The sequence below is a fragment of the Escherichia sp. E2661 genome (genome assembly GCF_004745185.1).
In the GTDB taxonomy this organism is placed as follows: Bacteria; Pseudomonadota; Gammaproteobacteria; order Enterobacterales; family Enterobacteriaceae; genus Escherichia.
The window spans coordinates 1-25,263 of record NZ_PDIG01000018.1 but is presented as its reverse complement, the minus strand read 5'-3'; the positions used below and the strand labels follow the sequence as shown (position 1 = coordinate 25,263).

Below are 25,263 nucleotides of genomic sequence, written 5' to 3'. Positions count from 1 at the left end.
TGAAGCACAATATCTTCATATAGCTCAGTTTTTTTTGAGTTTTAGATCTAAACCAAAATCACCTAACACGTTGACTAAACATTTGGATATTATGTCTAAATCATCTTTACTATTAGAAAAAATCCGGTAATCATCACGGTAACGTACAACCTTGTAGTTTGTAATCTTGAATTCGTTAGTTTTTTTTCTTAATTCTATATCGATTTTACCCAGGATAAGCTCAGCAAAAGTATCCATCAATGTGCTGCCGAGTGGAATACCATTTGTCTGATTGTTCATCATCATTTGAATGTGGTTGTCAATTAATCGGCCAGGGTTGTTTTTGTCTTTTTTCTTCTTTGCCTCTTCTTTTGATATGAATACCCATTCAAAACTATGAGTATATATTGATGGGTAGAAGTTTGAGATATCAGTGCTGAACATGAATTCATATTCAAGAGCAAGGGCAAGGCTTTTTTGTTCAAAATCTCCCCACCAATTCATTACTGACGCCGCAATGTTTGATGAGTCGTCTTTCCTGACGGGGATGCTTGAACATGTAAAAAGGTCGTTTGATTCAAAAGATTTGAATTTTTCTGTTATGATTTCCCAAGTTGTTGGTGCTGTGATTTTTCTACAGAAGTAGACATAATAAAGAGGATTGATAAGTGTTATCCTGCGCCAGCTATATAGTCCATCTTTACTGACAAGCACCTCATAATTGATATTTTTACCCATCAGGTCTTTGGCGGTTGGTTCAATTTTAATTTTTTTGTTATGGATAGACGAATTAATATTATTTAATAACGTAGCGAAATTAATATATGCTGGCAATTCTAAGGTTGTGTAGGAATCATGGCGAAGAAAATATGACAGTGCTTCTTCACTGGTTAGTTCATATACTTTTTTCATGAGGATAATGCTCTTTTAAGGGATTGTGTTTTTTTATCATGAAATTGAAGGTATTGCGAGGGGCGGCAGCGCATTTGACTGCGTCTATTTGCATGTGATTTTGATAACGGTTTTTGTGTTCCGACTGCAACGCAGCACTGGGGAGGGAGACATAATGCATCTGCATCAAAACAGCCCCATGAAGCGGGCGGGCGAGGCGGGGAAAGCACTGCGCGCTGGCGGTGGTGCTGATTTTATTTTTTCAGTGTCTGAGCGCGTCGTGAAGGCGCTTAGTCTGCCCGTTGAGGCGTTGGTGTGTCTGCGGGGTGTTTTGTGCGGTGGTGAGCGTGTGAGGGCGTGATGACGGGGTGTAAAAAAGCCGCCCGCAGGCGGCGATGTTCAGCCGTTGTCAGTGTCCAGTGAGTAGTTTTTAAAGCGGATGACCTCCTGACCGAGCCAGCCGTTTATTTCCCGAATCCTGTCCTGTAGCGGGATAAGCTCATTGCGGACAAAGACCTTTGCCACTTTCTCAATATCACCCAGAGACCCGACGTTTTCCGGCTTGCCACCCATCAACTGAAAGGGGATGCGGTGCGCGTCCAGCAGGTCAGCGGCGCTGGCTTTTTTGATATTAAAAAAATCGTCCTTCGTTGCCACTTCACTGAGCGGGATAATTTTAATGCCGTCGGCTTTTCCCTGCGGGGCATAGAGAAACAGGTTTTTAAAGTTGTTGCGGCCTTTCGACTTGATCATGTTTTCGCGAAGCATTTCGATATCGTTGCGATCCTGCACGGCATCGGTGACGTACATGATGTATCCGGCATGAGCGCCGTTTTCGTAATACTTGCGGCGGAACAGCGTGGCCGACTCATTCAGCCAGGCAGAGTTAAGGGCGCTGAGATATTCCGGCAGGCCGTACAGCTCCTGATTAATATCCGGCTCCAGCAGGTGAAACACGGAACCGGGCGCGAAGGCTGTCGGCTCGTTGAAGGACGGCACCCACCAGTAAACATCCTCTTCCACACCACGGCGGGTATATTTTGCCGGTGAGGTTTCCAGTCTGATGACCTTACCGGTGGTGCTGTAACGCTTTTCCAGAAACGCATTACCGAACACCAGAAAATCCAGCACAAAGCGGCTGAAATCCTGCTGGGACAGCCACGGGTGCGGGATAAATGTCGAGGCCAGAATATTACGTTTGACGTAAATCGGTGAGCTGTGATGCACGGCAGCACGCAGGCTTTTTGCCAGACCGGTAAAGCTGACCGGCGGCTCATACCATCTGCCGTTACTGATGCACTCGACGTAATCCAGAATGTCACGGCGGTCGAGTACCGGCACCGGCTCACCAAAGGTGAATGCCTCCATTTTCGGGGCGCTGGCGGTCATTTTTTTTGCCGCAGGTTGCGGTGTTTTCCCTTTTTTCTTGCTCATCAGTAAAACTCCAGAATGGTGGATGTCAGCGGGGTGCTGATACCGGCGGTGAGTGGCTCATTTAACAGGGCGTGCATGGTCGCCCAGGCGAGGTCGGCGTGGCTGGCTTCCTCGCTGCGACTGGCCTCATAGGTGGCGCTGCGTCCGCTGCTGGTCATGGTCTTGCGGATAGCCATAAACGAGCTGGTGATGTCGGTGGCGCTGACGTCATATTCCAGACAGCCACGGCGGATAACGTCTTTTGCCTTGAGCACCATTGCGGTTTTCATTTCCGGTGTGTAGCGGATATCGCGCGCGGCGGGATAGAACGAGCGCACGAGCTGGAACACGCCGACACCGAGGCCGGTGGCATCAATACCGATGTATTCGACGTTGTATTTTTCGGTGAGTTTGCGGATGGATTCCGCCTGAGTGGCAAAGTCCATGCCTTTCCACTGGTGACGCTCAAGTATTCTGAATTTGCCACCGGCCACCACCGGCGGTGCCAGTACCACGCATCCGGCGCTGTCGCCACGGTGTGACGGGTCGTAACCAATCCATACCGGGCGGGAGCCGAACGGATTCGCGGCAAACGGCGCATAGTCTTCCCATTCTTCCAGCGTGTCGACCATGCAGCGTTGCAGCTCCTCGAACGGGAACACCGACGCCTTGTCGTCAACAAATTCACACATGAACAGGTTTTTAAAATCGTCGGCGCTGTTTTCGCGTTTGAGCTGCTCAATGTCGAACAGTGTGCAGCCACCTTTCAGGGCATCCTCAATGGTGACAATCTGCCGCCACTGACCGTCCGCACAGAGAAGCCCACCGGCTAGGGCGTTATGACTGACGTCGATTTCCACACGTTCGGCGGCGCTGGCGCGTCCCCGGTTGAACAGTTCACCAGACCAGAACGGGTAGGCGTCGTGCGCCAGCGTGGACGGGGTGGAGAAATAGGTCGAGCGCAGGTGACTCTGTGAGGCCATACCTGATGCCACCTTACGCAGTACCTGAAAATTCGGGATCCAGAAAATCTCGTCGACGTACAGGTCGCCGTTATGGCTCTGTGCGGTGTTGGAGTTGGTGCCGAGAAAAATCAGTTTTGCGCCGTTATTGCCCAGGACAATCGGGTCACCGGTAAGGTCAACGTCAACCAGACGGGCAAAGGCGATGATGTATTCGCGGAACACATACGCCTGCGTTTTACTGGCCGACAGAAAAATCTGGTTATGACCGGTTTTCAGGGCGCGCAGCAGCGCCTCGCGGGAAAAATAAAACGTTGCGCCAATCTGGCGGGATTTCAGAATATCGCGGATGCGGTGCTCAAGCCCGGCGCGATACCAGTGCAACTGATATTCAAAAGACTGCTCAAAGAAAATCTGCTCCAGCTTTTCGATGGCCTCGTCACTGAAAAAATTCTTTTTCGGTTTGCGGCGCCCGCCTTTGTTGCGGTTAGCAACGTTCGGATTAAGGTCTGCCTCGTTGCCGGTCTGACTGTAACGGTTTACCCGTGCCAGTCGTTCAATCTGGCGTCCCAGCAGGTCAATTTCCTTGAAGTCACCGCCGGTTTTCTGCGGTTTGATGATGAGCTGGGTCAGCCGCGCTTCCAGACTCATTTCGACACGGCTGATGGGGGCAACGCTGTCCCAGCCGTCGCGCTGTTTCCAGCTCTGCACCGTCGGGCGTTTCATCTGCAACATGGCGGCAATCTGCGGCACGGAAAATCCCTGCCAGTACAGCAGCGCCGCCTGACGACGCGGGTCGTGTAAAAGAGTGGTGTCTGTGGTGATGGTCATGAATACCTCGCCGTGATGAATACACGGCAAGGCTACTGAGTCGCGCCCCGCGATTCGCTAAGGTGCTGTTGTGTCAGTGATAAGCCATCCGGGACTGATGGCGGAGGATGCGCATCGTCGGGAAACTGATGCCGACATGTGACTCCTCTAATCACTATTCAGGACTCCTGACAATGGCAAAAAAAGTCTCAAAATTCTTTCGTATCGGCGTTGAGGGTGACACCTGTGACGGGCGTGTCATCAGTGCGCAGGATATTCAGGAAATGGCCGAAACCTTTGACCCGCGTGTCTACGGTTGCCGCATTAACCTGGAACATCTGCGCGGCATCCTGCCTGACGGTATTTTTAAACGTTATGGCGATGTGGTCGAACTGAAGGCCGAAAAGATTGACGACGATTCGGCGCTGAAAGGCAAATGGGCGCTGTTTGCGAAAATCACCCCGACCGATGACCTTATCGCGATGAACAAGGCCGCGCAGAAGGTCTATACCTCAATGGAAATTCAGCCGAACTTTGCCAACACCGGCAAATGTTATCTGGTGGGTCTGGCCGTCACCGATGACCCGGCAAGCCTCGGTACGGAATACCTGGAATTCTGCCGCACGGCAAAACACAACCCCCTGAACCGCTTCAAATTAAGCCCTGAAAACCTGATTTCAGTGGCAACGCCTGTTGAGCTGGAATTTGAAGACCTGCCTGAAACCGTGTTCACCGCCCTGACCGAAAAGGTGAAATCCATTTTTGGCCGCAAACAGGCCAGCGATGACGCCCGTCTGAATGACGTGCATGAAGCGGTGACCGCTGTTGCTGAACATGTGCAGGAAAAACTGAGCGCCACTGAGCAGCGCCTCGCTGAGATGGAAACTGCCTTTTCCGCTCTTAAGCAGGAGGTGACTGACAGGGCAGATGAAACCAGCCAGGCATTCACCCGCCTGAAAAACAGTCTCGACAGCACCGAAAGTCTGACCCAGCAGCGCCGCAGCAAGGCCACCGGCGGTGGCGGTGACGCCCTGATGACGAACTGCTGACCGGCGTCAGTCAGTCCGGGAAAACCTTCACGATTAACCCTTAATTTCAGGAAAAACTATGCGCCAGGAAACCCGCTTTAAATTTAATGCCTACCTGTCCCGTGTTGCCGAACTGAACGGCATCGACGCCGGTGATGTGTCGAAAAAATTCACCGTTGAACCGTCGGTCACCCAGACCCTGATGAACACCATGCAGGAGTCCTCTGATTTCCTGACCCGCATCAACATTGTGCCGGTCAGCGAAATGAAAGGGGAAAAAATTGGCATCGGTGTCACCGGCTCCATCGCCAGCACCACCGATACCGCCGGTGGCACCGAGCGTCAGCCGAAGGACTTCTCGAAGCTGGCGTCAAACAAGTACGAATGCGACCAGATTAACTTCGATTTTTATATCCGCTACAAAACGCTTGACCTGTGGGCGCGTTATCAGGATTTCCAGCTCCGTATCCGTAACGCCATTATCAAACGCCAGTCCCTTGATTTCATCATGGCCGGTTTTAACGGCGTGAAGCGTGCCGAAACCTCTGACCGCAGCAGCAATCCGATGTTGCAGGATGTGGCGGTCGGCTGGCTGCAGAAATACCGCAATGAAGCACCGGCGCGCGTGATGAGCAAGGTCACTGACGAGGAAGGTCACACGACCTCTGAGGTCATCCGCGTGGGTAAGGGCGGTGATTATGCCAGCCTTGATGCACTGGTGATGGATGCGACCAATAACCTGATTGAACCGTGGTATCAGGAAGACCCTGACCTTGTGGTGATTGTGGGGCGTCAGCTACTGGCGGACAAGTATTTCCCCATCGTCAACAAGGAGCAGGACAACAGCGAAATGCTGGCCGCTGACGTCATCATCAGCCAGAAACGCATCGGTAACCTGCCGGCGGTGCGCGTCCCGTACTTCCCGGCAGATGCGATGCTCATCACGAAGCTGGAAAACCTGTCCATCTACTACATGGATGACAGCCATCGCCGCGTGATTGTGAAAAACCCGAAACTCGACCGCGTGGAGAACTACGAGTCAATGAACATTGATTACGTGGTGGAAGACTACGCCGCCGGTTGTCTGGTGGAAAAAATTAAGGTCGGTGATTTTTCCACACCGGCTAAGGCGACCGCAGAGCCGGGAGCGTAACCGATGACGAGTCCCGCACAGCGCCACATGATGCGGGTCTCGGCAGCGATGACCGCGCAGCGGGAAGCCGCCCCGCTGCGACATGCAACTGTCTATGAGCAGATGCTGGTCAAGCTGGCCGCAGACCAGCGCACACTGAAAGCGATTTATTCAAAAGAGCTGAAGGCCGCAAAAAAACGCGAACTGCTGCCGTTCTGGTTGCCGTGGGTGAACGGCGTGCTGGAGCAGGGCAAAGGCGCACAGGATGACATTCTGATGACGGTCATGCTGTGGCGTCTGGATACCGGCGATATTGCCGGTGCGCTGGAGATTGCCCGTTATGCCCTGAAGTACGGTCTGACCATGCCGGGTAAACACCGCCGCACCCCGCCGTACATGTTCACCGAGGAGGTGGCGCTCGCGGCCATGCGCGCTCACGCTGCCGGTGAGTCTGTGGATACCCGCCTGCTGACGGACACCCTCGAACTGACCGCCACGGCTGACATGCCTGATGAAGTACGCGCAAAGCTGCACAAAATCACCGGTCTGTTTCTGCGTGACGGTGGTGATGCCGCCGGTGCGCTGGCGCACCTGCAACGTGCGACACAGCTCGACTGTCAGGCAGGCGTCAAAAAAGAGATTGAACGACTGGAGCGGGAGCTGAAACCGAAGCCGGAGCCGCAGCCCAAAGCGGCCACCCGTACCCCGCGTAAGACCCGGAGCGTGACACCGGCAAAACGTGGACGCCCGAAAAAGAAAGCCAGTTAACAACCGAATGCGCCCCGCGCCAGGGCGGCACGCCGGTCAGTGAGGGTGAATCACCTGACACTGCACCGGCGTCCACCGCCCGACTTTTCAGAGGTAGTCATGATGACGCTGATTATTCCGCGAAAGGAGGCTCCCGTGTCCGGTGAGGGTACGGTGGTCATCCCGCAACCGGCAGGCGACGAGCCGGTGATTAAAAACACGTTCTTTTTTCCCGATATCGACCCGAAGCGCGTCCGGGAACGTATGCGCCTTGAGCAGACCGTCGCCCCCGCCCGTCTGCGAGAGGCCATCAAGTCAGGCATGGCTGAAACGAATGCGGAGCTGTACGAGTACCGCGAACAGAAAATTGCTGCCGGTTTTACGCGTCTGGTGGACGTCCCGGCGGACGACATCGACGGTGAAAGCATCAAAGTTTTTTACTACGAGCGTGCCGTGTGTGCGATGGCGACCGCGTCGCTTTATGAGCGTTATCGCGGCGTGGATGCCAGTGCGAAAGGCGACAAGAAGGCCGACAGCATTGACAGCACCATTGATGAACTGTGGCGGGATATGCGCTGGGCAGTGGCGCGCATCCAGGACAAGCCGCGCTGCATCGTGAGTCAAATCTGATGAAGACCTTTGCGCTACAGGGCGACACGCTTGACGCCATTTGTGTCCGGTATTACGGGCGCACTGAGGGCGTGGTTGAGACCGTGCTCGCCGCAAATCCGGGACTGGCTGAACTGGGTGCGGTGCTGCCACACGGCACCGCCGTCGAACTGCCCGACGTTCAGACCGCGCCCGTGGCTGAAACTGTCAATCTGTGGGAGTAACGCATGACAGCAGAAGAAAAAAGCGTCCTGTCGCTTTTCATGATTGGGGTGCTGATTGTTGTCGGCAAGGTGCTTGCCGGTGGTGAACCCATCACCCCGCGTCTGTTTATCGGGCGCATGTTGCTCGGTGGTTTTGTCTCGATGGTTGCCGGTGTTGTTCTGGTGCAGTTTCCTGACCTGTCACTGCCTGCAGTGTGCGGCATCGGCTCCATGCTGGGTATCGCCGGTTATCAGGTGATTGAGATTGCCATTCAGCGCCGTTTTAAGGGCAGGGGGAAACAGTAATGCCGGTAATTAACACGCATCAGAATATCGCGGCCTTTCTCGACATGCTGGCGGTGTCCGAAGGGACGGCGAATCATCCGCTGACGAAAAACCGGGGCTATGACGTGATAGTCACCGGACTGGACGGAAAGCCGGAAATTTTCACCGACTACAGTGACCACCCGTTCGCCCATGGCCGACCGGCGAAGGTGTTTAACCGTCGCGGTGAAAAATCCACGGCCTCCGGTCGCTATCAGCAGCTTTACCTGTTCTGGCCGCATTACCGCAAACAGCTTGCCCTGCCTGATTTCAGTCCGTTGTCACAGGACAGACTCGCCATTCAGTTGATCCGCGAACGCGGTGCACTGGATGACATCCGGGCGGGACGCATTGAGCGCGCCATTTCACGCTGTCGCAATATCTGGGCGTCCCTGCCGGGTGCCGGTTACGGTCAGCGTGAGCATTCACTGGAAAAACTGGTCACCGTCTGGCGTACCGCTGGCGGCGTACCGGCTTAAACGGAGTAAACACCATGAAGAAATTATCCCTTTTACTGATGCTGAACGTGTCGCTGGCGCTGATGCTGGCACTGTCCCTGATTTACCCGCAGAGCGTGGCCGTCAATTTTGTCGCTGCCTGGGCGATTCTGGCGACGGTTATCTGTGTGGTTGCCGGTGGTGTCGGCGTGTATGCCACTGCGTATGTGCTGGAACGCTACAGGCGGGAGCTGCCGCCGGAATCACTGGCCGTGAAGATTGTCACGTCGCTGTTTTTGCAGCCGGTGCCGTGGCGCAGACGGGCAGTAGCTCTGGTGGTGATGGTGGCGACATTTATCTCGCTGGTCGCTGCCGGGTGGATTTTTACCGCGCTGATTTATCTCGTGGCGTCGCTGTTTTTCCGGCTGATACATACGGCCTGCCGTCAGCGTCTTGAGGGGCGGGAACCATGTCAAAGCTGATGATTGTGATGGTTGTGTTGTTATCGCTGGCGGTGGCGGGTCTGTTTCTGGCGAAGCATAAAAACGCCAGCCTGCGCACCTCACTGGACAGGGCAAACAATGTCGCCAGCGGGCAGCAGACGACCATCACCATGCTGAGAAACCAGCTTCATGTTGCGCTCACCAGGGCAGACAAAAACGAGCTGGCGCAGGTTGCACTGCGTCAGGAGCTGGAGAACGCCGCGAAGCGTGAAGCACAGCGCGAGAAAACCATCACGAGGTTACTCAATGAAAACGAAGATTTTCGCCGCTGGTACGGCGCTGGCCTGCCTGATGCTGTGCGCCGGTTGCACCAGCGCCCGGCCTGCACCGACGCCAGTGATTGTCCACAACGCCTGCCCGAAAGTGAGCCTTTGCCCGATGCCGGGCAGTGACCCGGAGACGAACGGTGATTTAAGTGCCGATATCCGGCAGCTTGAGAACGCGCTGGCACGCTGTGCCAGCCAGGTAAAAATGATTAAACACTGTCAGGACGAAAACGATGCTCAAACCCGACAGCCTGCGCAGGGCGCTGACTGATGCCGTCACGGTGCTGAAAACCAGTCCCGAGATGCTGCGGATATTCGTGGATGACGGGAGTATTGCCTCCACACTGGCGGCGTCGTTGTCATTCGAAAAGCGTTACACGCTCAATGTCATTGTGACCGACTTTACCGGTGATTTTGACCTGCTCATCGTGCCGGTGCTGGCGTGGCTGCGGGAAAATCAGCCCGACATCATGACCACCGACGCAGGCCAGAAAAAGGGCTTCACGTTTTATGCAGACATCAACAATGACAGCAGCTTTGATATCAGCATCAGCCTGATGCTGACCGAGCGCACGCTGGTCAGTGAGGTGGACGGCGCGCTGCATGTGAAGAATATCCCGGAACCTCCGCCGCCGGAGCCGGTTACCCGCCCGATGGAGCTGTATATCAATGGCGAACTGGTGAGCAAGTGGGATGAATGAGTTTAAGCGTTTTGAAGACCGGCTGACCGGACTTATTGAGTCGCTGTCACCGTCAGGGCGTCGGCGACTGAGTGCCGAACTGGCGAAACGCCTGCGGCAGAGTCAGCAGCGTCGGGTGATGACACAGAAAGCCCCGGACGGCACACCCTATGCGCCACGCCAGCAGCAGAGCGCCAGAAAAAAGACCGGTCGCGTTAAGCGAAAAATGTTTGCGAAACTTATCACCAGTCGTTTTTTGCATATCCGCGCCAGCCCGGAGCAGGCATCAATGGAATTTTACGGCGGGAAGTCGCCGAAAATCGCCAGTGTGCATCAGTTCGGTCTGTCGGAAGAAACCCGGAAAGACGGTAAGAAAATTGATTATCCGGCGCGTCCTCTGCTCGGCTTTACCGGTGAGGATGTGCAGATGATTGAAGAGATTATCCTGGCTCACCTCGACCGTTAGTTGTGCCATTCCCGACACCTCATCGTCACATTGCCGCCGGTATGACCCGGCGGCATCCTTCCCGTTATGAACACTCTCGCAAATATTCAGGAACTCGCGCGCGTACTGCGCAACATGATTCGTACCGGCCTTGTCGTCGAAACCGACCTTAACGCCGGTCGCTGCCGTGTGCAGACCGGCGGCATGTGCACCGACTGGCTTCAGTGGCTGACCTGTCGCGCCGGGCGTTCGCGCACGTGGTGGGCACCTTCCGTGGGGGAACAGGTGCTGATTCTGGCCGTGGGCGGTGAACTCGACACGGCGTTCGTTCTGCCGGGGATTTATTCCGGTGATAACCCCGCGCCGTCTGCGTCGGCGGATGCCCTGCATATCCGTTTCCCTGACGGGGCGGTGATTGAATATGAACCCGAAACCAGTGCACTCACGGTAAGCGGAATTAAAACGGCCAGCGTGACGGCTTCTGATTCTGTTACTGCCACGGTGCCGGTGGTCATGGTGAAAGCGTCAACCCGCATCACCCTGGACACACCGGAAGTGGTCTGCACTAACAAACTGACTACCGGCACGCTGGAAGTGCAGAAGGGCGGGAAGATGCACGGCAACATCGAGCATACCGACGGGAAATTCACGTCTAACGGCGTTCAGGTGGATGACCACGGTCACGGTGGTGTTAAGTCAGGAGACAACTGGACACAGGGGACAAAATGACAGCGCGTTATCTCGGAATGAATCGCAGTGATGGCCTGACTGTCACTGACCTTGAGCATATCAGCCAGAGTATCGGCGATATCCTGCGCACACCGGTCGGCTCACGGGTGATGCGTCGTGATTACGGCTCGTTGCTGGCATCAATGATTGACCAGCCGCAGACCCCGGCGCTTGAGTTGCAGATTAAGGTCGCCTGTTACATGGCGGTGCTGAAATGGGAACCCCGCGTCACCCTGTCATCCGTCACCACGGCGCGCAGCTTTGACGGGCGAATGACAGTTACGTTAACCGGCCAGCACAACGACACCGGCCAGCCACTTTCGTTAACCATCCCTGTGAGTTGAAACCATGCCGATTATCGACCTGAACCAGCTACCCGCACCGGATGTGGTCGAGGAGCTGGACTTTGAAACCATTCTTGCCGAACGCAAGGCGACACTGATTTCCCTTTACCCGGAAGACCAGCAGGAGGCGGTCGCCCGTACCCTGACGCTGGAATCTGAGCCTCTCGTCAAACTGCTGGAGGAAAATGCTTATCGTGAGCTTATCTGGCGTCAGCGTGTGAATGAGGCCGCACGGGCGGTGATGCTGGCCTGTGCCGCCGGTAATGACCTTGATGTGATTGGTGCCAATTACAACACCACGCGCCTGACTATCACCCCGGCAGATGATTCGACCATCCCCGCCGACACCGGCAGTGATGGAGTCTGACACCGATTATCGTCTGCGTATTCAGCAGGCGTTTGAAGGTTTAAGCGTCGCCGGGTCGGTGGGAGCCTATCAGTATCATGGTCGCAGTGCCGACGGGCGTGTCGCGGATATCTCTGTCACCAGTCCGTCTCCTGCCTGTGTCACCATCTCCGTGCTGTCACGTGAAAATAACGGTGTGGCATCCGAAGACCTGCTGGCGGTGGTGCGCAACGCCCTTAATGGTGAGGACGTCAGGCCGGTGGCCGACCGCGTGACCGTGCAGTCTGCCGCCATTGTTGAATACCAGATAAACGCCACGCTTTACCTTTACCCTGGTCCCGAAAGCGAACCCATCCGCGCTGCTGCCGTGAAAAAACTGGAAGCGTACATCACGGCACAGCACCGGCTGGGGCGTGACATCCGTCTGTCTGCCATTTATGCCGCTTTGCATGTGGAAGGCGTGCAGCGTGTCGAGCTGGCCGCACCACTGGCCGACATTGTGCTCAACAGTACGCAGGCGTCTTTCTGCACCGAATACAGCGTCGTGACCGGAGGCTCGGATGAGTGATTCGCGACTGCTGCCGACCGGCTCATCACCGCTTGAAGTCGCCGCCGCAAAAGCCTGTGCGGAAATTGAAAAAACGCCGGTCAGTATTCGTGAACTGTGGAACCCGGACACCTGCCCGGCAAATCTGCTGCCGTGGCTGGCGTGGGCGTTTTCGGTCGACAGGTGGGATGAAAAATGGCCGGAAGCGACAAAACGCGCCGTTATCCGCGATGCCTATTTCATTCACTGTCATAAGGGCACTATAGGCGCAATCCGACGCGTGGTGGAGCCGCTCGGCTATCTCATTAACGTAAAGGAATGGTGGGAGACAAACGACCCGCCCGGAACCTTTCGCCTTGATATCGGTGTGCTGGAAAGCGGCATCACGGAGGAGATGTATCTGGAAATGGAACGGCTTATTGCCGATGCCAAACCCGCAAGTCGCCACCTTATCGGTCTGAACATTATCCAGGACATTCCCGGCTGTCTGTATACAGGCGGTGTGGTCTGTGATGGTGATGTTATTACTGTTTATCCCGGATAAGTGAGAAACAATGAGCACGAAATTTAAAACCGTTATCACTACTGCCGGAGCCGCAAAGCTGGCAGCCGCCACTGTCCCCGGCGGGAAAAAAGTAAACCTGTCTGCAATGGCCGTGGGTGACGGTAATGGCAAATTGCCGGTGCCGGATGCCGGTCAGACGAAGCTGGTGCATGAGGTCTGGCGTCATGCCCTGAATAAAGTCAGCGTGGATAATAAGAATAAAAACTATATTGTGGCTGAACTGGTTGTACCGCCAGATGTGGGCGGCTTCTGGATGCGTGAGCTTGGTCTGTATGACGATGCCGGAACACTGATTGCGGTCGCCAACATGGCGGAAAGCTATAAGCCTGAACTGGCTGAAGGTTCCGGACGTGCGCAGACCTGCCGCATGGTTATTATTGTCAGTAACGTGGCGTCCGTTGAGCTGAGTATTGATGCCAGCACAGTGATGGCGACGCAGGATTACGTCGACAAAGCCATATCCAGTCTTCATCGTACTGTCATTGATGATGTGGTTCTTCAGCATAAAGTTGTCCACGATATTGACTACGCCGGGATTTTTGACGGCGCGGATAAGATGAGCCAGGGGTTCTGTATCTGTGATACGCCGCAGGGAACCCGAATGTTTCTGCATCAGCCTGTATCGGGTGGCGTAAGGATTGTTGAAACGACATTTAACCCTGACGGAGAAAACGAAAACCCGACGGTCATTTCGTTTTCTCCCGTTTTCGCTGATATTGGTCACCAGAGTATCGGGGCTGTATGTGAAGACGGTCGCGTGATGCTGTATACCCCGACCGCTGACGGCAAGGGTGTGAATATCATCAACTGGAATGGGGCTGACACCAGTCTGACAGATGTCACCCGTACGGAGATTTTCACCTCTGACTTTTTTACCGGGGATGAAATTATAACGGTGGCATTGTCGGCAGACGGAAGCCTGTTAATTGTTCAGTCAGGTGATGAGGCCGTCCATCTTCATTACAACAGGGATGATCGCCGCACAGTTTATGTTTTCGATCGCGCCTCTCTGACGTTTAAACACCGGATTTATCTGTCCACCCAGCCAATGGTGTCGCAGGCATTTCAGGGGATGGCCAGCGATGGTCATTATCTGTTTGCTTATTACGGTTATACAGGCGTATTTCTGACTCACCGCATTGTTGTATATAACCTGTCAACGGGCGAAGTTGTCAGACAGTTCAATGTGGATGGCGTTCGTGCCAGGTATGGTCGCCAGAAAATGCTGGGGAATGCAGAGCTGGGGTATCCCGTTTTGCAGGAAGCCGAAGGGCTGGCTCTCCATAACGGAAAACTGTATCTGCTCGATATGGATTTCTGGTGTCAGACAGCCGATGTGGTTTCTTTTGAGGGGGCATACTTTGCAGCACGTGCAACAAATTTTTCTGGCCGTTCTCCGGTGAATCCATCTTACTGGACGCCTACAGCATATGGAACGGCGGCTGCAACGAAATATGATGCCACGAAGTCTTATACGTGTGGCGTGGCGACAAAACGCAGCAAAGCTGTGGTTTCCGTGGAGGCTTACGACGGCACAGGCTATCTGGTGGACTCCGGCGTGGCGTTTCCTGACAGCCATGCCAGCCTTTTTCTGAGTCCTAATGCTGTAAATATAGCCCTGTCACCCAATGAAGACTTCCAGGTGGCAGCCTATGAGCAGAATCTGCGCTCGCATCGCCCGTTATTTGAGGTCAGAAAGGAGGCTCCGGATACAGACACTTCTGCTGCTGTTTTTCGTTTGTTCGGGGATGCGTTCCGAACCGGAGAATACACAGGCCGCTACGTTCAGTGGAAACACCGCCTGAACGCCGTGCACGATTGTCTGGAAATACGCGCTGACGTGGATTTGTTGAGCGGTGGCGGGATTAACCTTTACTCAATGAACGATACTCAGTCGGCGGGACGCACAAGGCTTTATTGTACCGATGGCAGTGAGACCTGGTCTGTATTATTGAGTCCGGTCTCGCCGTCATTTCATCCCGACCAGGACAAGGCAATGAATCTGGGGTCATCGCCAAATCGCTGGAATGTGGCATACCTGCAGGGCGTGAATATTAAATCGGATGACGAAACCCAGAAGCGCATGGCCATCAGCACCACGCTGAAGGCGGGAGCTTTCCAGGTATCAACAGCCGGGAATCTGGGTATTTATGACGATTCTGCTGACGCTTATGTAATTGCAGCCCGTAGTGACGGCACTGCATTCATGCAGATGGATACAGATATTAACGGCGCATTCCGGCCATCGGTTAACAATACCAGCGACCTGGGTGCGCCCAACAAAGCGTTCCGGAGCGTGTATCTCTGCAACTCGCCGACCGTTGTGTCGGATGCGACGTAAAGGATACACCGCGCGATGCGACGGCAGCCGAAAACGCGGCATTTGCAGAAATAGCACGGCTTCCGGGGGTGTGGCGCTGGTTACAGAGAATTGAGGAGGAGGGCGAGGACGCGCGTCTGCACGCCGGGCCGACAGTCCAGGCCGCGATAGCCGTGATGGAGAAACACGGTCTGGACTGGCGGAAATACAGCGCATTTTGTCTGGATTCGTGGGAAGCGGAGGAGGCACAGTACGAAGATATACCGGAAGAGTATGAAGATATTCCGGTTCAGCCAGCGATTTATTCGGATGAAGGGGAGCTGTTGAGCGGGACAACCCGTGTGCTTACCCGACAGGCGGAAAGGGTTCTTGTTCGCCCTGCAACCGAAGCTGGAAGCCGTTATCGCTTCCGGAAAGAGGAGCTTCTCTGGTGGTGTCTACGTGCTGTTGTCAGCCAGGTGGATTTGTTAATGGAACGTTTTGTTGACTTAAATCGTCGTTTGATGAAGTTGGAGACTTCAGAATAAACAAGCCTTAATGAGTATCTGCTTAAAATAGTGTTATCTACAGATCAAACTTTAGTTGATACGAGTCACTGTCCTCCCCGTAACAACTGGAGTTAAAAAAGACGTGATGACACATAAAAATAACATCAGATAATTATTTTTATGAAACCCCTCCCCCTTAATTTAGAGTGAGGGGTAAATGCGTCAGATACAAAGTGAGGAGTATCTGTAGCTAAGTGTTCTTTATATTTTTTCGCAAAAAGAAGAATAATCTCCACAGATTAAACAACTGACCAGCTCTCTTTGTGCGGGATATATTTGGGGCTCATTTACAAACCCTGTATATGGTAAGAATGATTTATGTATCAAGTTGAAAATATGAGATTTCTCATTAGTTGTTAAACTTTTTTTGGATAATATGGATGCCAGGTGTTCAACGCAAATAACCAACCACGCATTAAACATTTTTACTATTTCTGCTTCATTTTTATTACTTGATAAGATATAAATCAAACCTGTTTGTAATACTAAGACTCTTTGTTTAATGGAGAAAGATGTTTTAGATAGATGTGGTTCTTCATGGCGATTCAGAGAGTAGTAGCCTTTTCTTGCCAGTATAGATATCGTATTAGCTACAGTTAGAGCTTGGCAAGAAAAAAGCATGTCCTCATAGACTGAAATTGATGGGTTAAATAAGATGTTATTATTGATTAGTAACTCTTTTTTAAAGAGCTTGAAGATTTTTAATGATCTGAAAAGATGGTTTTTTATAATGTCCGCTTTATTTGTGTCTGCCTTAAATGGGCGTACGGGAACCCCTCTTCCTGTAGAGGAAACCTGCTTGAAATATACAATGTCACTATTATTTTTATAAGCCATCTGAATGCCATCGGACAGTAAGTCAGAGTGAATGGAATCATCAGAATCTAAGAAAAACACATAACGACCTTTTGCGGATTTTATTCCCTCATTTCGCGGCGCTGATGCATTTCCTGAACCAACTTCTCTACGGATAATACGATAATTTATTTCTCTCGAAATGTTATATTCAATGGCGGCAATGCTCCTGTCAGTGGAACAGTCATCAATGAAAATAACTTCAAAACAATTTTTATCTATAGTCTGATTGTTTAAAGATTTAATGCATTCGAGAATAAGGGTTTCTCGGTTGTGAACCGGAATAATAACTGAGACATCAAAGGGATAAATAGAATTAATTTCATTAATTACCGTTGTGATTTTTAGAAGAGAAGCTTGCAGGGCTGCTGTTAAAATAGCAGAAGATGAAATGTTTTCTTTTTTAGTATTGCCTTTTATAGTATAAAAAGAGTAATTATTTCGTAGAACAAAATCCACGTTTACACCTGGTTGGCTGGCTGTGAAATCTAATGCAAATTTCACGCCTTTGTATTCGAAATCAATAACGAAGCAATTTTCATTGTATAGCCATGTTTTTTTGATGTAATCATGCAGTGTTGTTTGTTCAAAGAATTCCACTATATTTTCAGACATGGCAGTGATATCGGTTTTCATTATGCAACCTCTAACGTTAACAATGTTTATGAATGTTCAGAACGCTACCTTCATAACATGAAGCATTATATCTGAACATTGTGACATGATTTAATGAAGTCATCTGTACATCATACTGCAACGCATTACAGTATAACTAACATGAGGGATTGTTTGCGTGGTGATTGTTTCGCTGGTGACAAGTTCAACATAATTAAATCTATTGGCGTACATTTTGAATATTTTTAAGCGAAGCAAATTATAAGTATAAAAATAGTTAATGTGAAGTTGTGCTCATATAAAAAAACCGCATTTACTCGAAAGCGGGGAAGATTTGAAAATTAATGGTGCAAATTGATGATTTCATATTCTATTCTGTATTGGAATAAAAGTGAATGCAATTATTTATTATAGATGGTTTTTTAAAAAGAGCCCGTGGAAGCAACGGGCATAAAACGCGGAATTGATTAAATTCTGTATAATTTAATTCTCTGATTCTATCATGCATATCATTCACAGTGAAGCTGGCAATTTAGTAAACCTAGTGATAATGCCGCTCGGTTTGATAACAAGAGAAACCACAGCGTGGTTTCGTCGAAGAGTTTATGATGGATATTCCCCCAAATATACACTCGCTTTGTGCTGTAGCAGCGCAGATGCTGGTTGCTATTCTTACCGGGAACTGGGCTTACAGGGCAATAGTCGTGTGTACATTCTTCATCGCGCACGTGCATATCCTGACTGAATGTCGATGGATAGAAAATATCCGCAAAGGGAAGCGGAGCAGCATACCGTGGTGGGGGCACGTGTATGGGGTGTTGGAAGTCTGATGGATTTCTTTGTACTAGACAGTTTGTATTTTCATCTTTTCTTTGTTTCTTTGCAGGTAATTATGAGCTGCGACAAATCCTGAATGGCCGGGAATACCGCAATAAATAGAGGCGGGCAAGTTGCCCACCTTTCCTTTATCTGTTGTTTCATACACTGACCATCCAGGTCAAATAGCGTCTCATGCTTTGCACAACAGAAAATAGTTGCACCCATTAACCACGGAGTTAAACGGATGAGTGACTATCATCACGGCGTGCAGGTGCTGGAGATTAACGACGGCACCCGCGTCATTTCCACCGTATCCACTGCCATTGTCGGCATGGTCTGCACGGCCAGCGATGCGGATGCGGAAACCTTCCCCCTCAATAAACCGGTGCTGATTACCAATGTGCAGAGCGCAATTGCAAAGGCCGGTAAAAAAGGCACGCTGGCGGCATCGTTGCAGGCCATCGCCGACCAGTCAAAACCGGTCACCGTTGTCGTGCGTGTGGAAGACGGCACCGGCGACGACGAGGAAACGAAACTCGCGCAGACCGTTTCCAATATCATCGGCACCACCGACGAAAACGGTCAGTACACCGGACTGAAAGCCCTGCTGGCGGCGGAGTCGGTAACCGGTGTTAAACCGCGTATTCTCGGCGTACCGGGACTGGACACCAAAGAGGTGGCTGTTGCACTGGCATCTGTCTGTCAGAAGCTGCGCGCTTTCGGGTATATCAGCGCATGGGGCTGTAAAACCATTTCCGAGGTGAAAGCCTACCGCCAGAATTTCAGCCAGCGTGAGCTGATGGTCATCTGGCCGGATTTCCTCGCATGGGATACGGTCACCAGCACCACCGCCACCGCGTATGCCACCGCCCGTGCGCTGGGTCTGCGCGCTAAAATCGACCAGGAGCAGGGCTGGCATAAAACGCTGTCCAACGTCGGGGTAAACGGTGTTACCGGCATCAGCGCATCTGTATTCTGGGATTTGCAGGAGTCCGGCACTGATGCTGACCTGCTTAACGAGTCAGGCGTCACTACGCTGATTCGCCGCGACGGTTTCCGATTCTGGGGTAACCGTACCTGCTCTGATGACCCGCTGTTCCTCTTTGAAAACTACACCCGCACCGCGCAGGTGCTGGCCGACACGATGGCTGAGGCGCACATGTGGGCGGTGGACAAGCCCATCACCGCAACGCTGATTCGCGACATCGTTGACGGTATCAATGCCAAATTCCGTGAGCTGAAAACAAACGGCTATATCGTGGATGCGACCTGCTGGTTCAGCGAAGAATCCAACGATGCGGAAACCCTCAAGGCCGGAAAACTGTATATCGACTACGACTATACCCCGGTGCCTCCTCTTGAAAACCTGACCCTGCGCCAGCGTATTACCGATAAATACCTGGCAAATCTGGTCACCTCGGTTAACAGCAATTAAGGAGCCTGACCGATGGCAATGCCGCGCAAACTCAAGTTAATGAACGTCTTTCTGAACGGCTACAGCTATCAGGGCGTCGCGAAGTCCGTCACGCTGCCAAAACTGACCCGTAAGCTCGAAAACTATCGCGGTGCGGGGATGAACGGCAGCGCACCGGTAGACCTCGGCCTTGATGACGATGCGCTGTCAATGGAGTGGTCGCTCGGGGGCTTCCCGGATTCGGTTATCTGGGAACTTTACGCCGCAACCGGTGTGGATGCCGTGCCGATTCGTTTTGCAGGCTCTTACCAGCGTGACGATACCGGCGAAACGGTGGCCGTCGAAGTGGTCATGCGTGGCCGTCAGAAAGAAATCGACACCGGCGAGGGTAAACAGGGAGAAGACACCGAGTCGAAAATCTCCGTGGTCTGCACCTATTTCCGGCTGACGATGGACGGTAAGGAGCTGGTCGAAATTGACACCATCAACATGATTGAGAAGGTGAACGGCGTCGACCGGCTGGAGCAACACCGCCGCAATATCGGCCTGTGATTTTCATCCGGTCAGCCTGGCTGACCGGTTAACCCTGATTCAGAAGTGAGAAAACCATGAACAAAGAAAATGTGATTACCCTGGACAATCCGGTCAAGCGTGGTGAGCAGGTTATCGAACAGGTCACGCTGATGAAACCTAATGCCGGGACGCTGCGCGGTGTCAGTCTGGCAGCGGTCGCGAACTCCGAAGTCGATGCACTGATTAAGGTGCTGCCGCGCATGACGGCACCGATGCTGACCGAGCAGGAAGTCGCCGCGCTGGAACTGCCTGACCTTGTGGCGCTGGCCGGTAAGGTGGTCGGTTTTTTGTCGCCGAACTCGGTGCAGTGACGTTCCCGAAAAATCTGTCGGTCGATGACCTGATGGCGGATGTGGCAGTGATATTTCACTGGCCGCCATCAGAACTGTATCCCATGAGCCTGACCGAACTCATCACATGGCGCGAAAAGGCGCTCCGGCGAAGCGGAAACACGAATGAGTAACAATGTAAAATTACAGGTATTGCTCAGGGCTGTTGACCAGGCATCCCGCCCGTTTAAATCCATCCGCACAGCGAGCAAGTCGCTGTCGGGGGATATCCGGGAAACACAAAAATCACTGCGCGAGCTGAACGGTCACGCATCCCGTATTGAGGGATTCCGCAAGACCAGTGCACAGCTCGCCGTGACTGGTCATGCACTTGAAAAGGCTCGGCAGGAAGCCGAAGCCCTTGCCACACAGTTTAAAAACACCGAACGTCCGACCCGTGCTCAGGCGAAAGTGCTGGAATCCGCAAAGCGTGCGGCGGAGGACTTACAGGCGAAATATAACCGCCTGACGGATTCCGTTAAGCGCCAGCAGCGGGAACTGGCCGCTGTGGGAATTAATACCCGCAATCTTGCACATGATGAGCAGGGACTGAAAAACCGTATCAGTGAGACCACCGCACAGCTTAACCGTCAGCGTGACGCGCTGGCGCGTGTCAGTGCACAACAGGCAAAACTTAACGCAGTCAAACAGCGTTATCAGGCCGGAAAGGAACTGGCTGGAAATATGGCCTCAGTTGGCGCTGCCGGTGTGGGGATTGCGGCTGCGGGAACGATGGCCGGAGTTAAGCTGCTGATGCCCGGTTATGAGTTTGCGCAGAAAAACTCAGAATTGCAGGCCGTGCTAGGTGTGGCAAAAGACTCCGCCGAAATGGCCGCGCTCCGCAAGCAGGCGCGCCAGCTCGGCGATAATACCGCCGCCTCGGCGGATGATGCAGCCGGTGCGCAGATTATTATTGCGAAAGCCGGTGGGGATGTTGATGCCATTCAGGCGGCAACGCCGGTCACGCTGAATATGGCGCTGGCGAACCGTCGCACGATGGAAGAAAACGCCGCCCTGCTGATGGGGATGAAATCCGCCTTTCAGCTTTCAAACGATAAGGTCGCTCATATCGGGGATGTTCTCTCCATGACGATGAACAAAACCGCCGCCGATTTTGACGGTATGAGCGATGCGCTGACCTATGCCGCACCTGTGGCAAAAAATGCCGGTGTCAGCATTGAAGAAACCGCCGCAATGGTCGGGGCGCTGCATGATGCAAAAATTACCGGTTCAATGGCGGGGACGGGAAGCCGTGCCGTGTTAAGCCGCCTGCAGGCACCGACGGGAAAAGCATGGGATGCACTGAAAGAGCTTGGTGTGAAAACCTCAGACAGTAAGGGAAACACCAGACCAATATTTACCATTCTGAAAGAAATGCAGGCCAGTTTTGAGAAAAACCGGCTCGGTACTGCCCAGCAGGCTGAATATATGAAAACCATTTTCGGGGAGGAGGCCAGTTCAGCCGCCGCCGTGCTGATGACTGCCGCCTCAACCGGAAAGCTGGACAAACTGACCGCTGCGTTTAAAGCCTCAGACGGAAAGACCGCAGAGCTGGTTAAAATCATGCAGGACAACCTCGGCGGTGACTTTAAGGAGTTTCAGTCCGCTTATGAGTCTGTGGGGACTGACCTGTTTGACCAGCAGGAAGGCGCACTGCGTAAGCTCACGCAGACGGCCACAAAGTATGTGTTAAAACTCGACGGCTGGATCCAGAAAAACAAATCACTGGCGTCAACCATCGGCATCATTGTCGGTGGTGCACTGGCACTGATTGGTGTCATCGGTGCCATTGGCCTCGTAGCCTGGCCGGTTATCACCGGCATCAATGCCATCATCGCGGCAGCAGGCGCAATGGGTGCAATCTTCACGACGGTTGGCAGTGCTGTTATGACGGCCATCGGGGCGATTAGCTGGCCGGTTGTGGCCGTGGTGGCCGCCATTGTCGCCGGGGCGTTACTTATCCGTAAATACTGGGAGCCTGTCAGCGCATTCTTTGGCGGTGTGGTGGAAGGGCTGAAAGCGGCATTTGCGCCGGTGGGGGAACTGTTCACGCCACTTAAGCCGGTGTTTGACTGGCTGGGCGAAAAGTTACAGGCCGCGTGGCAGTGGTTTAAAAACCTGATTGCCCCGGTCAAAGCCACTCAGGACGCGCTGAACCGTTGCCGTGACACGGGCGTCATGTTCGGGCAGGCACTGGCTGACGCGCTGATGCTGCCGCTTAATGCGTTCAACAAACTGCGCAGCGGTATTGACTGGGTACTGGAAAAACTCGGTGTCATCAACAAAGAGTCAGACACACTTGACCAGACCGCCGCCAGAACTCAAGCCGCCACGTATGGCAGCGGTGGTTATATTCCGGCGACCAGCTCTTATGCAGGTTATCAGGCTTATCAGCCGGTCACGGCACCGGCTGGCCGCTCTTATGTAGACCAGAGTAAAAACGAATATCACATCAGCCTGACGGGGGGTACTGCGCCGGGGACACAGCTTGACCGCCAGTTACAGGATGCGCTCGAAAAATACGAGCGGGATAAACGTGCGCGCGCCCGTGCCAGCATGATGCATGACGGTTAAGGAGGTGACGAAAAATGATGCTCGCGTTAGGTATGTTTGTTTTTATGCGCCAGACGCTGCCACACCAGACCATGCAGCGTGAATCAGATTATCGCTGGCCGTCAAATTCCCGTATCGGTAAACGGGATGCCTACCAGTTTCTCGGTGTGGGTGAGGAAAACATGACGCTTGCCGGTGTGCTTTATCCCGAACTGACCGGCGGAAAGCTGACGATGACCACGCTCAGGCTGATGGCAGATGAAGGCCGGGCGTGGCCGTTGCTGGATGGCACTGGCATGATTTACGGCATGTATGTCATCAGCAAGGTGAGTGAAACAGGGAGTATTTTCTTTGCAGACGGCACACCCCGGAAAATTGATTTTACGCTGTCGCTCACCCGCGTTGATGAATCACTGGCCGCGCTTTATGGCGATATCGGTAAACAGGCGGAATCGCTCATCGGTAAGGCTGGCAGTATGGCGACCAGATTCACGGGTATGACGGGGGCGGGATAATGCTGGATACGCTGACATTTGATGCAGGCAGTACGCTGACGCCGGATTACATGCTGATGCTCGACAGCAGGGATATTACCGGCAATATCAGCGACCGTCTGATGAGCATGACCCTGACGGATAACCGGGGCTTTGAGGCTGACCAGCTTGATATTGAACTGAACGATGCCGACGGGCAGGTCGAGCTGCCGGTTCGTGGCGCTGTCCTGACGGTGTATATCGGCTGGAAAGGTTTTGCCCTGGTGTGCAAAGGGAAATTTACCGTTGATGAGGTTGAACACCGGGGCGCGCCGGATGTGGTTACCATCCGCGCCCGGAGTGCAGATTTTCGCGGGACGCTCAATTCCCGCCGTGAAGGCTCCTGGCATGACACCACGCTCGGTGCGATTGTTGAAGCGATAGCCTCCCGTAACAGGCTGGAAGCCAGTGTCGCTCCGCCACTGGCCGGAATTAAAATCCCGCACATCGACCAGTCGCAGGAGTCAGATGCGAAATTCCTGACCCGTCTTGCTGAACGCAACGGCGGTGAGGTGTCGGTAAAAATGGGAAAACTGTTGTTTCTCAAAGCGGGGCAGGGGGTGACGGCCAGCGGTAAAAAAATCCCGCAGATTACCATCACCCGCAGCGACGGCGACCGTCATCATTTTGCGATTGCTGACCGTGGAGCCTATACCGGCGTAACGGCAAAGTGGCTTCACACCAAAGACCCGAAGCCGCAAAAGCAGAAGGTAAAACTGAAACGCAAAAAGAAAGAGAAACACCTGCGCGCACTGGAGCACCCGAAAGCGAAACCGGTCACGCAGAAGAAAGCACCAAAAGTACCGGAAGCGCGCGAAGGTGAATACATGGCCGGTGAGGCTGACAACGTTTTTGCCCTGACCACGGTATATGCCACGAAAGCGCAGGCAATGCGCGCCGCTCAGGCGAAGTGGGACAAACTGCAACGGGGCGTTGCGGAGTTCTCCATCAGCCTTGCCACTGGTCGGGCTGATATTTACACGGAAACGCCGGTCAGAGTGTCAGGCTTTAAGCGCGTCATAGACGAGCAGGACTGGACAATCACTAAGGTGACACATTTTCTGAATAATAGCGGCTTCACGACGTCCTTAGAGCTTGAGGTCAGGCTTTCTGATGTGGAGTACGAAACAGAAGATGATGAGTGATGTTTTTATTTTATCTGTTTGTTTTATAAGGATAAATTAACTAAAATGGCACCATCAACAAAACCGGAAGAGGTGCTCGCGATGTTTCATTGTCCTTTATGCCAGCATGCCGCACATGCGCGTACAAGCCGCTATATCACTGACACGACAAAAGAGCGTTATCACCAGTGCCAGAACGTGAATTGCAGCGCCACGTTCATCACCTATGAGTCGGTGCAGAGATACATCGTGAAGCCGGGAGAAGTCCACGCCGTAAGGCCGCACCCGTTGCCGTCAGGGCAGCAAATTATGTGGATGTAATTACAAACAGAAAGCCCCTCAGTCGAGGTAATGCCGATCAGTTAAGGATCGGTTGACCGATCCTTAAACTGCGGCACTATAACGGCTTCCACAACAGGGAGCCGTTTTCTTATGCCACTTCTAAATGATCTGCTCGATTTCAGTGACCATCCGCTTATGCCACCGCCCTCTGCACAACTGTTTGCAGAGCACCTTCCCGTCGAGTGGATACAGCACTGTCTGACGCTTTCTGCGCATGCGACCGTTCGCCGCCGTCGTTTACCGGGGGACATGGTTATCTGGATGGTGGTGGCCATGGC

At 53.0% G+C, this 25,263-nt stretch carries 30 protein-coding genes and 3 pseudogenes; 29 read left to right on the top strand and 4 right to left on the bottom strand.

All coding sequences use genetic code 11. The annotated features are described in order from the left end of the window. Positions 1-24: 24 nt before the first annotated feature. Entirely contained in the window at positions 25-891 is an 867-nt protein-coding gene (locus CRI63_RS24350; RefSeq protein WP_240782740.1) for an RNA-directed DNA polymerase, read from the bottom strand. Between the two features lie 154 nt (positions 892-1,045). Here CRI63_RS24350 and CRI63_RS09405 point away from each other — a divergent pair, with 154 nt between their 5' ends. Then, complete coding sequence (locus tag CRI63_RS09405) at positions 1,046-1,231, top strand: hypothetical protein (protein ID WP_135519328.1); 186 nt, start codon at positions 1,046-1,048, stop codon at positions 1,229-1,231. A 38-nt stretch (positions 1,232-1,269) separates the two neighbouring features. Here the strand turns inward: CRI63_RS09405 and CRI63_RS09400 are convergent, their stop codons facing one another. Together CRI63_RS09400 and CRI63_RS09395 are read right to left on the bottom strand one after the other, a co-directional pair. Further along, positions 1,270-2,304, bottom strand: coding sequence for a phage portal protein (locus tag CRI63_RS09400; RefSeq protein WP_135519324.1), 1,035 nt, complete (start codon positions 2,302-2,304; stop codon positions 1,270-1,272). After that, positions 2,304-4,076, bottom strand: a complete 1,773-nt coding sequence (locus CRI63_RS09395; RefSeq protein ID WP_000156872.1) for a terminase ATPase subunit family protein — start codon at positions 4,074-4,076, stop codon at positions 2,304-2,306. Before CRI63_RS09395 ends, CRI63_RS09400 begins: the two co-directional genes overlap by 1 nt. 173 nt (positions 4,077-4,249) lie before the next feature. On the opposite strand from CRI63_RS09395, the gene CRI63_RS09390 reads away from it, so the two are divergent. The 18 genes and pseudogenes from CRI63_RS09390 to CRI63_RS24335 all read left to right on the top strand — a co-directional run bounded on the left by CRI63_RS09390 (position 4,250) and on the right by CRI63_RS24335 (position 15,807). Further along, on the top strand, positions 4,250-5,104 hold the full coding sequence (locus CRI63_RS09390; RefSeq protein ID WP_001085976.1) for a GPO family capsid scaffolding protein: 855 nt from the start codon (positions 4,250-4,252) through the stop codon (positions 5,102-5,104). 58 nt (positions 5,105-5,162) lie between these two features. Next, positions 5,163-6,236 (top strand): phage major capsid protein, P2 family, encoded by a 1,074-nt coding sequence (locus CRI63_RS09385; protein ID WP_135519321.1) that lies wholly within the window; start codon positions 5,163-5,165, stop codon positions 6,234-6,236. A gap of 3 nt (positions 6,237-6,239) precedes the next feature. Continuing rightward, entirely contained in the window at positions 6,240-6,983 is a 744-nt protein-coding gene (locus CRI63_RS09380) for a terminase endonuclease subunit (protein ID WP_000203446.1), read from the top strand. Positions 6,984-7,082: 99 nt separating this feature from the next. Next, positions 7,083-7,592 carry a head completion/stabilization protein gene (locus CRI63_RS09375; RefSeq protein ID WP_021517194.1) on the top strand — a complete coding sequence of 170 codons (510 nt, stop codon included), beginning with the start codon at positions 7,083-7,085 and terminating at the stop codon, positions 7,590-7,592. Next, positions 7,592-7,795: a tail protein X gene (locus CRI63_RS09370; RefSeq protein WP_000846409.1), complete on the top strand. Its 204-nt coding sequence runs from the start codon at positions 7,592-7,594 to the stop codon at positions 7,793-7,795. Before CRI63_RS09375 ends, CRI63_RS09370 begins: the two co-directional genes overlap by 1 nt. Positions 7,796-7,798: 3 nt before the next feature. Beyond that, positions 7,799-8,080, top strand: a complete 282-nt coding sequence (locus tag CRI63_RS09365) for a phage holin family protein (RefSeq protein WP_000123124.1) — start codon at positions 7,799-7,801, stop codon at positions 8,078-8,080. After that, positions 8,080-8,577, top strand: coding sequence for a glycoside hydrolase family 104 protein (locus CRI63_RS09360; protein WP_001144101.1), 498 nt, complete (start codon positions 8,080-8,082; stop codon positions 8,575-8,577). The genes CRI63_RS09365 and CRI63_RS09360 overlap by 1 nt, the downstream gene beginning before the upstream one ends. 14 nt (positions 8,578-8,591) lie before the next feature. Continuing rightward, positions 8,592-9,017: a DNZ54_00345 family protein gene (locus CRI63_RS09355; RefSeq protein WP_135519318.1), complete on the top strand. Its 426-nt coding sequence runs from the start codon at positions 8,592-8,594 to the stop codon at positions 9,015-9,017. After that, positions 9,005-9,430, top strand: a complete 426-nt coding sequence (gene lysB, locus CRI63_RS09350; protein ID WP_135519315.1) for an Rz-like lysis system protein LysB — start codon at positions 9,005-9,007, stop codon at positions 9,428-9,430. Before CRI63_RS09355 ends, lysB begins: the two co-directional genes overlap by 13 nt. After that, on the top strand, positions 9,330-9,575 hold the full coding sequence (lysC, locus tag CRI63_RS24345) for an Rz1-like lysis system protein LysC (RefSeq protein ID WP_225103931.1): 246 nt from the start codon (positions 9,330-9,332) through the stop codon (positions 9,573-9,575). Before lysB ends, lysC begins: the two co-directional genes overlap by 101 nt. Continuing rightward, positions 9,538-10,005 (top strand): phage tail protein, encoded by a 468-nt coding sequence (locus CRI63_RS09340; protein ID WP_135519312.1) that lies wholly within the window; start codon positions 9,538-9,540, stop codon positions 10,003-10,005. Before lysC ends, CRI63_RS09340 begins: the two co-directional genes overlap by 38 nt. Then, positions 9,998-10,450 carry a phage virion morphogenesis protein gene (locus CRI63_RS09335; protein WP_001001801.1) on the top strand — a complete coding sequence of 151 codons (453 nt, stop codon included), beginning with the start codon at positions 9,998-10,000 and terminating at the stop codon, positions 10,448-10,450. Before CRI63_RS09340 ends, CRI63_RS09335 begins: the two co-directional genes overlap by 8 nt. 66 nt (positions 10,451-10,516) lie before the next feature. Beyond that, on the top strand, positions 10,517-11,158 hold the full coding sequence (locus tag CRI63_RS09330; protein ID WP_135519309.1) for a phage baseplate assembly protein V: 642 nt from the start codon (positions 10,517-10,519) through the stop codon (positions 11,156-11,158). Further along, positions 11,155-11,502 carry a GPW/gp25 family protein gene (locus tag CRI63_RS09325; protein WP_000127163.1) on the top strand — a complete coding sequence of 116 codons (348 nt, stop codon included), beginning with the start codon at positions 11,155-11,157 and terminating at the stop codon, positions 11,500-11,502. Before CRI63_RS09330 ends, CRI63_RS09325 begins: the two co-directional genes overlap by 4 nt. A 4-nt stretch (positions 11,503-11,506) precedes the next feature. Next, positions 11,507-12,416, top strand: a pseudogene (locus CRI63_RS09320) (baseplate assembly protein). Beyond that, positions 12,409-12,939, top strand: coding sequence for a phage tail protein I (locus CRI63_RS09315; RefSeq protein ID WP_001285322.1), 531 nt, complete (start codon positions 12,409-12,411; stop codon positions 12,937-12,939). The pseudogene CRI63_RS09320 and the gene CRI63_RS09315 overlap by 8 nt, the downstream one beginning before the upstream one ends. Positions 12,940-12,949: 10 nt before the next feature. After that, positions 12,950-13,411: pseudogene (locus CRI63_RS24340) on the top strand (phage tail protein); the annotation flags it as partial. 1,958 nt (positions 13,412-15,369) lie between these two features. Next, complete coding sequence (locus tag CRI63_RS24335) at positions 15,370-15,807, top strand: hypothetical protein (RefSeq protein ID WP_240782739.1); 438 nt, start codon at positions 15,370-15,372, stop codon at positions 15,805-15,807. Between the two features lie 222 nt (positions 15,808-16,029). Here CRI63_RS24335 and CRI63_RS09305 read toward each other — a convergent pair whose 3' ends face one another. Further along, entirely contained in the window at positions 16,030-17,319 is a 1,290-nt protein-coding gene (locus CRI63_RS09305) for a glycosyltransferase family 2 protein (RefSeq protein ID WP_240782738.1), read from the bottom strand. Between the two features lie 587 nt (positions 17,320-17,906). On the opposite strand from CRI63_RS09305, the pseudogene CRI63_RS24330 reads away from it, so the two are divergent. From CRI63_RS24330 to CRI63_RS09250, 10 genes and pseudogenes are all read left to right on the top strand, one after another. Next, positions 17,907-18,211, top strand: a pseudogene (locus tag CRI63_RS24330) (hypothetical protein). A gap of 150 nt (positions 18,212-18,361) precedes the next feature. After that, a complete protein-coding gene (locus tag CRI63_RS09290) occupies positions 18,362-19,552 on the top strand; it encodes a phage tail sheath protein (protein ID WP_001286716.1) in 1,191 nt (396 codons plus the stop codon). Positions 19,553-19,564: 12 nt separating this feature from the next. After that, a complete protein-coding gene (locus CRI63_RS09285) occupies positions 19,565-20,083 on the top strand; it encodes a phage major tail tube protein (RefSeq protein WP_001251408.1) in 519 nt (172 codons plus the stop codon). Between the two features lie 56 nt (positions 20,084-20,139). After that, positions 20,140-20,415 (top strand): phage tail assembly protein, encoded by a 276-nt coding sequence (locus tag CRI63_RS09280; protein ID WP_001031303.1) that lies wholly within the window; start codon positions 20,140-20,142, stop codon positions 20,413-20,415. After that, a complete protein-coding gene (locus tag CRI63_RS09275; RefSeq protein ID WP_000143830.1) occupies positions 20,412-20,567 on the top strand; it encodes a GpE family phage tail protein in 156 nt (51 codons plus the stop codon). Before CRI63_RS09280 ends, CRI63_RS09275 begins: the two co-directional genes overlap by 4 nt. Continuing rightward, on the top strand, positions 20,560-23,007 hold the full coding sequence (locus CRI63_RS09270) for a phage tail tape measure protein (RefSeq protein ID WP_135519303.1): 2,448 nt from the start codon (positions 20,560-20,562) through the stop codon (positions 23,005-23,007). Before CRI63_RS09275 ends, CRI63_RS09270 begins: the two co-directional genes overlap by 8 nt. 14 nt (positions 23,008-23,021) lie before the next feature. Further along, on the top strand, positions 23,022-23,501 hold the full coding sequence (locus CRI63_RS09265; protein ID WP_016249379.1) for a phage tail protein: 480 nt from the start codon (positions 23,022-23,024) through the stop codon (positions 23,499-23,501). Next, positions 23,501-24,664 (top strand): phage late control D family protein, encoded by a 1,164-nt coding sequence (locus CRI63_RS09260; protein ID WP_135519300.1) that lies wholly within the window; start codon positions 23,501-23,503, stop codon positions 24,662-24,664. The genes CRI63_RS09265 and CRI63_RS09260 overlap by 1 nt, the downstream gene beginning before the upstream one ends. An 81-nt stretch (positions 24,665-24,745) precedes the next feature. After that, positions 24,746-24,964: a prophage transcriptional regulator OgrK gene (gene ogrK, locus CRI63_RS09255; protein ID WP_000468308.1), complete on the top strand. Its 219-nt coding sequence runs from the start codon at positions 24,746-24,748 to the stop codon at positions 24,962-24,964. 111 nt (positions 24,965-25,075) lie between these two features. Then, on the top strand, positions 25,076-25,263 hold a 188-nt coding region (locus CRI63_RS09250), incomplete at its 3' end, for a transposase domain-containing protein (protein ID WP_205713405.1).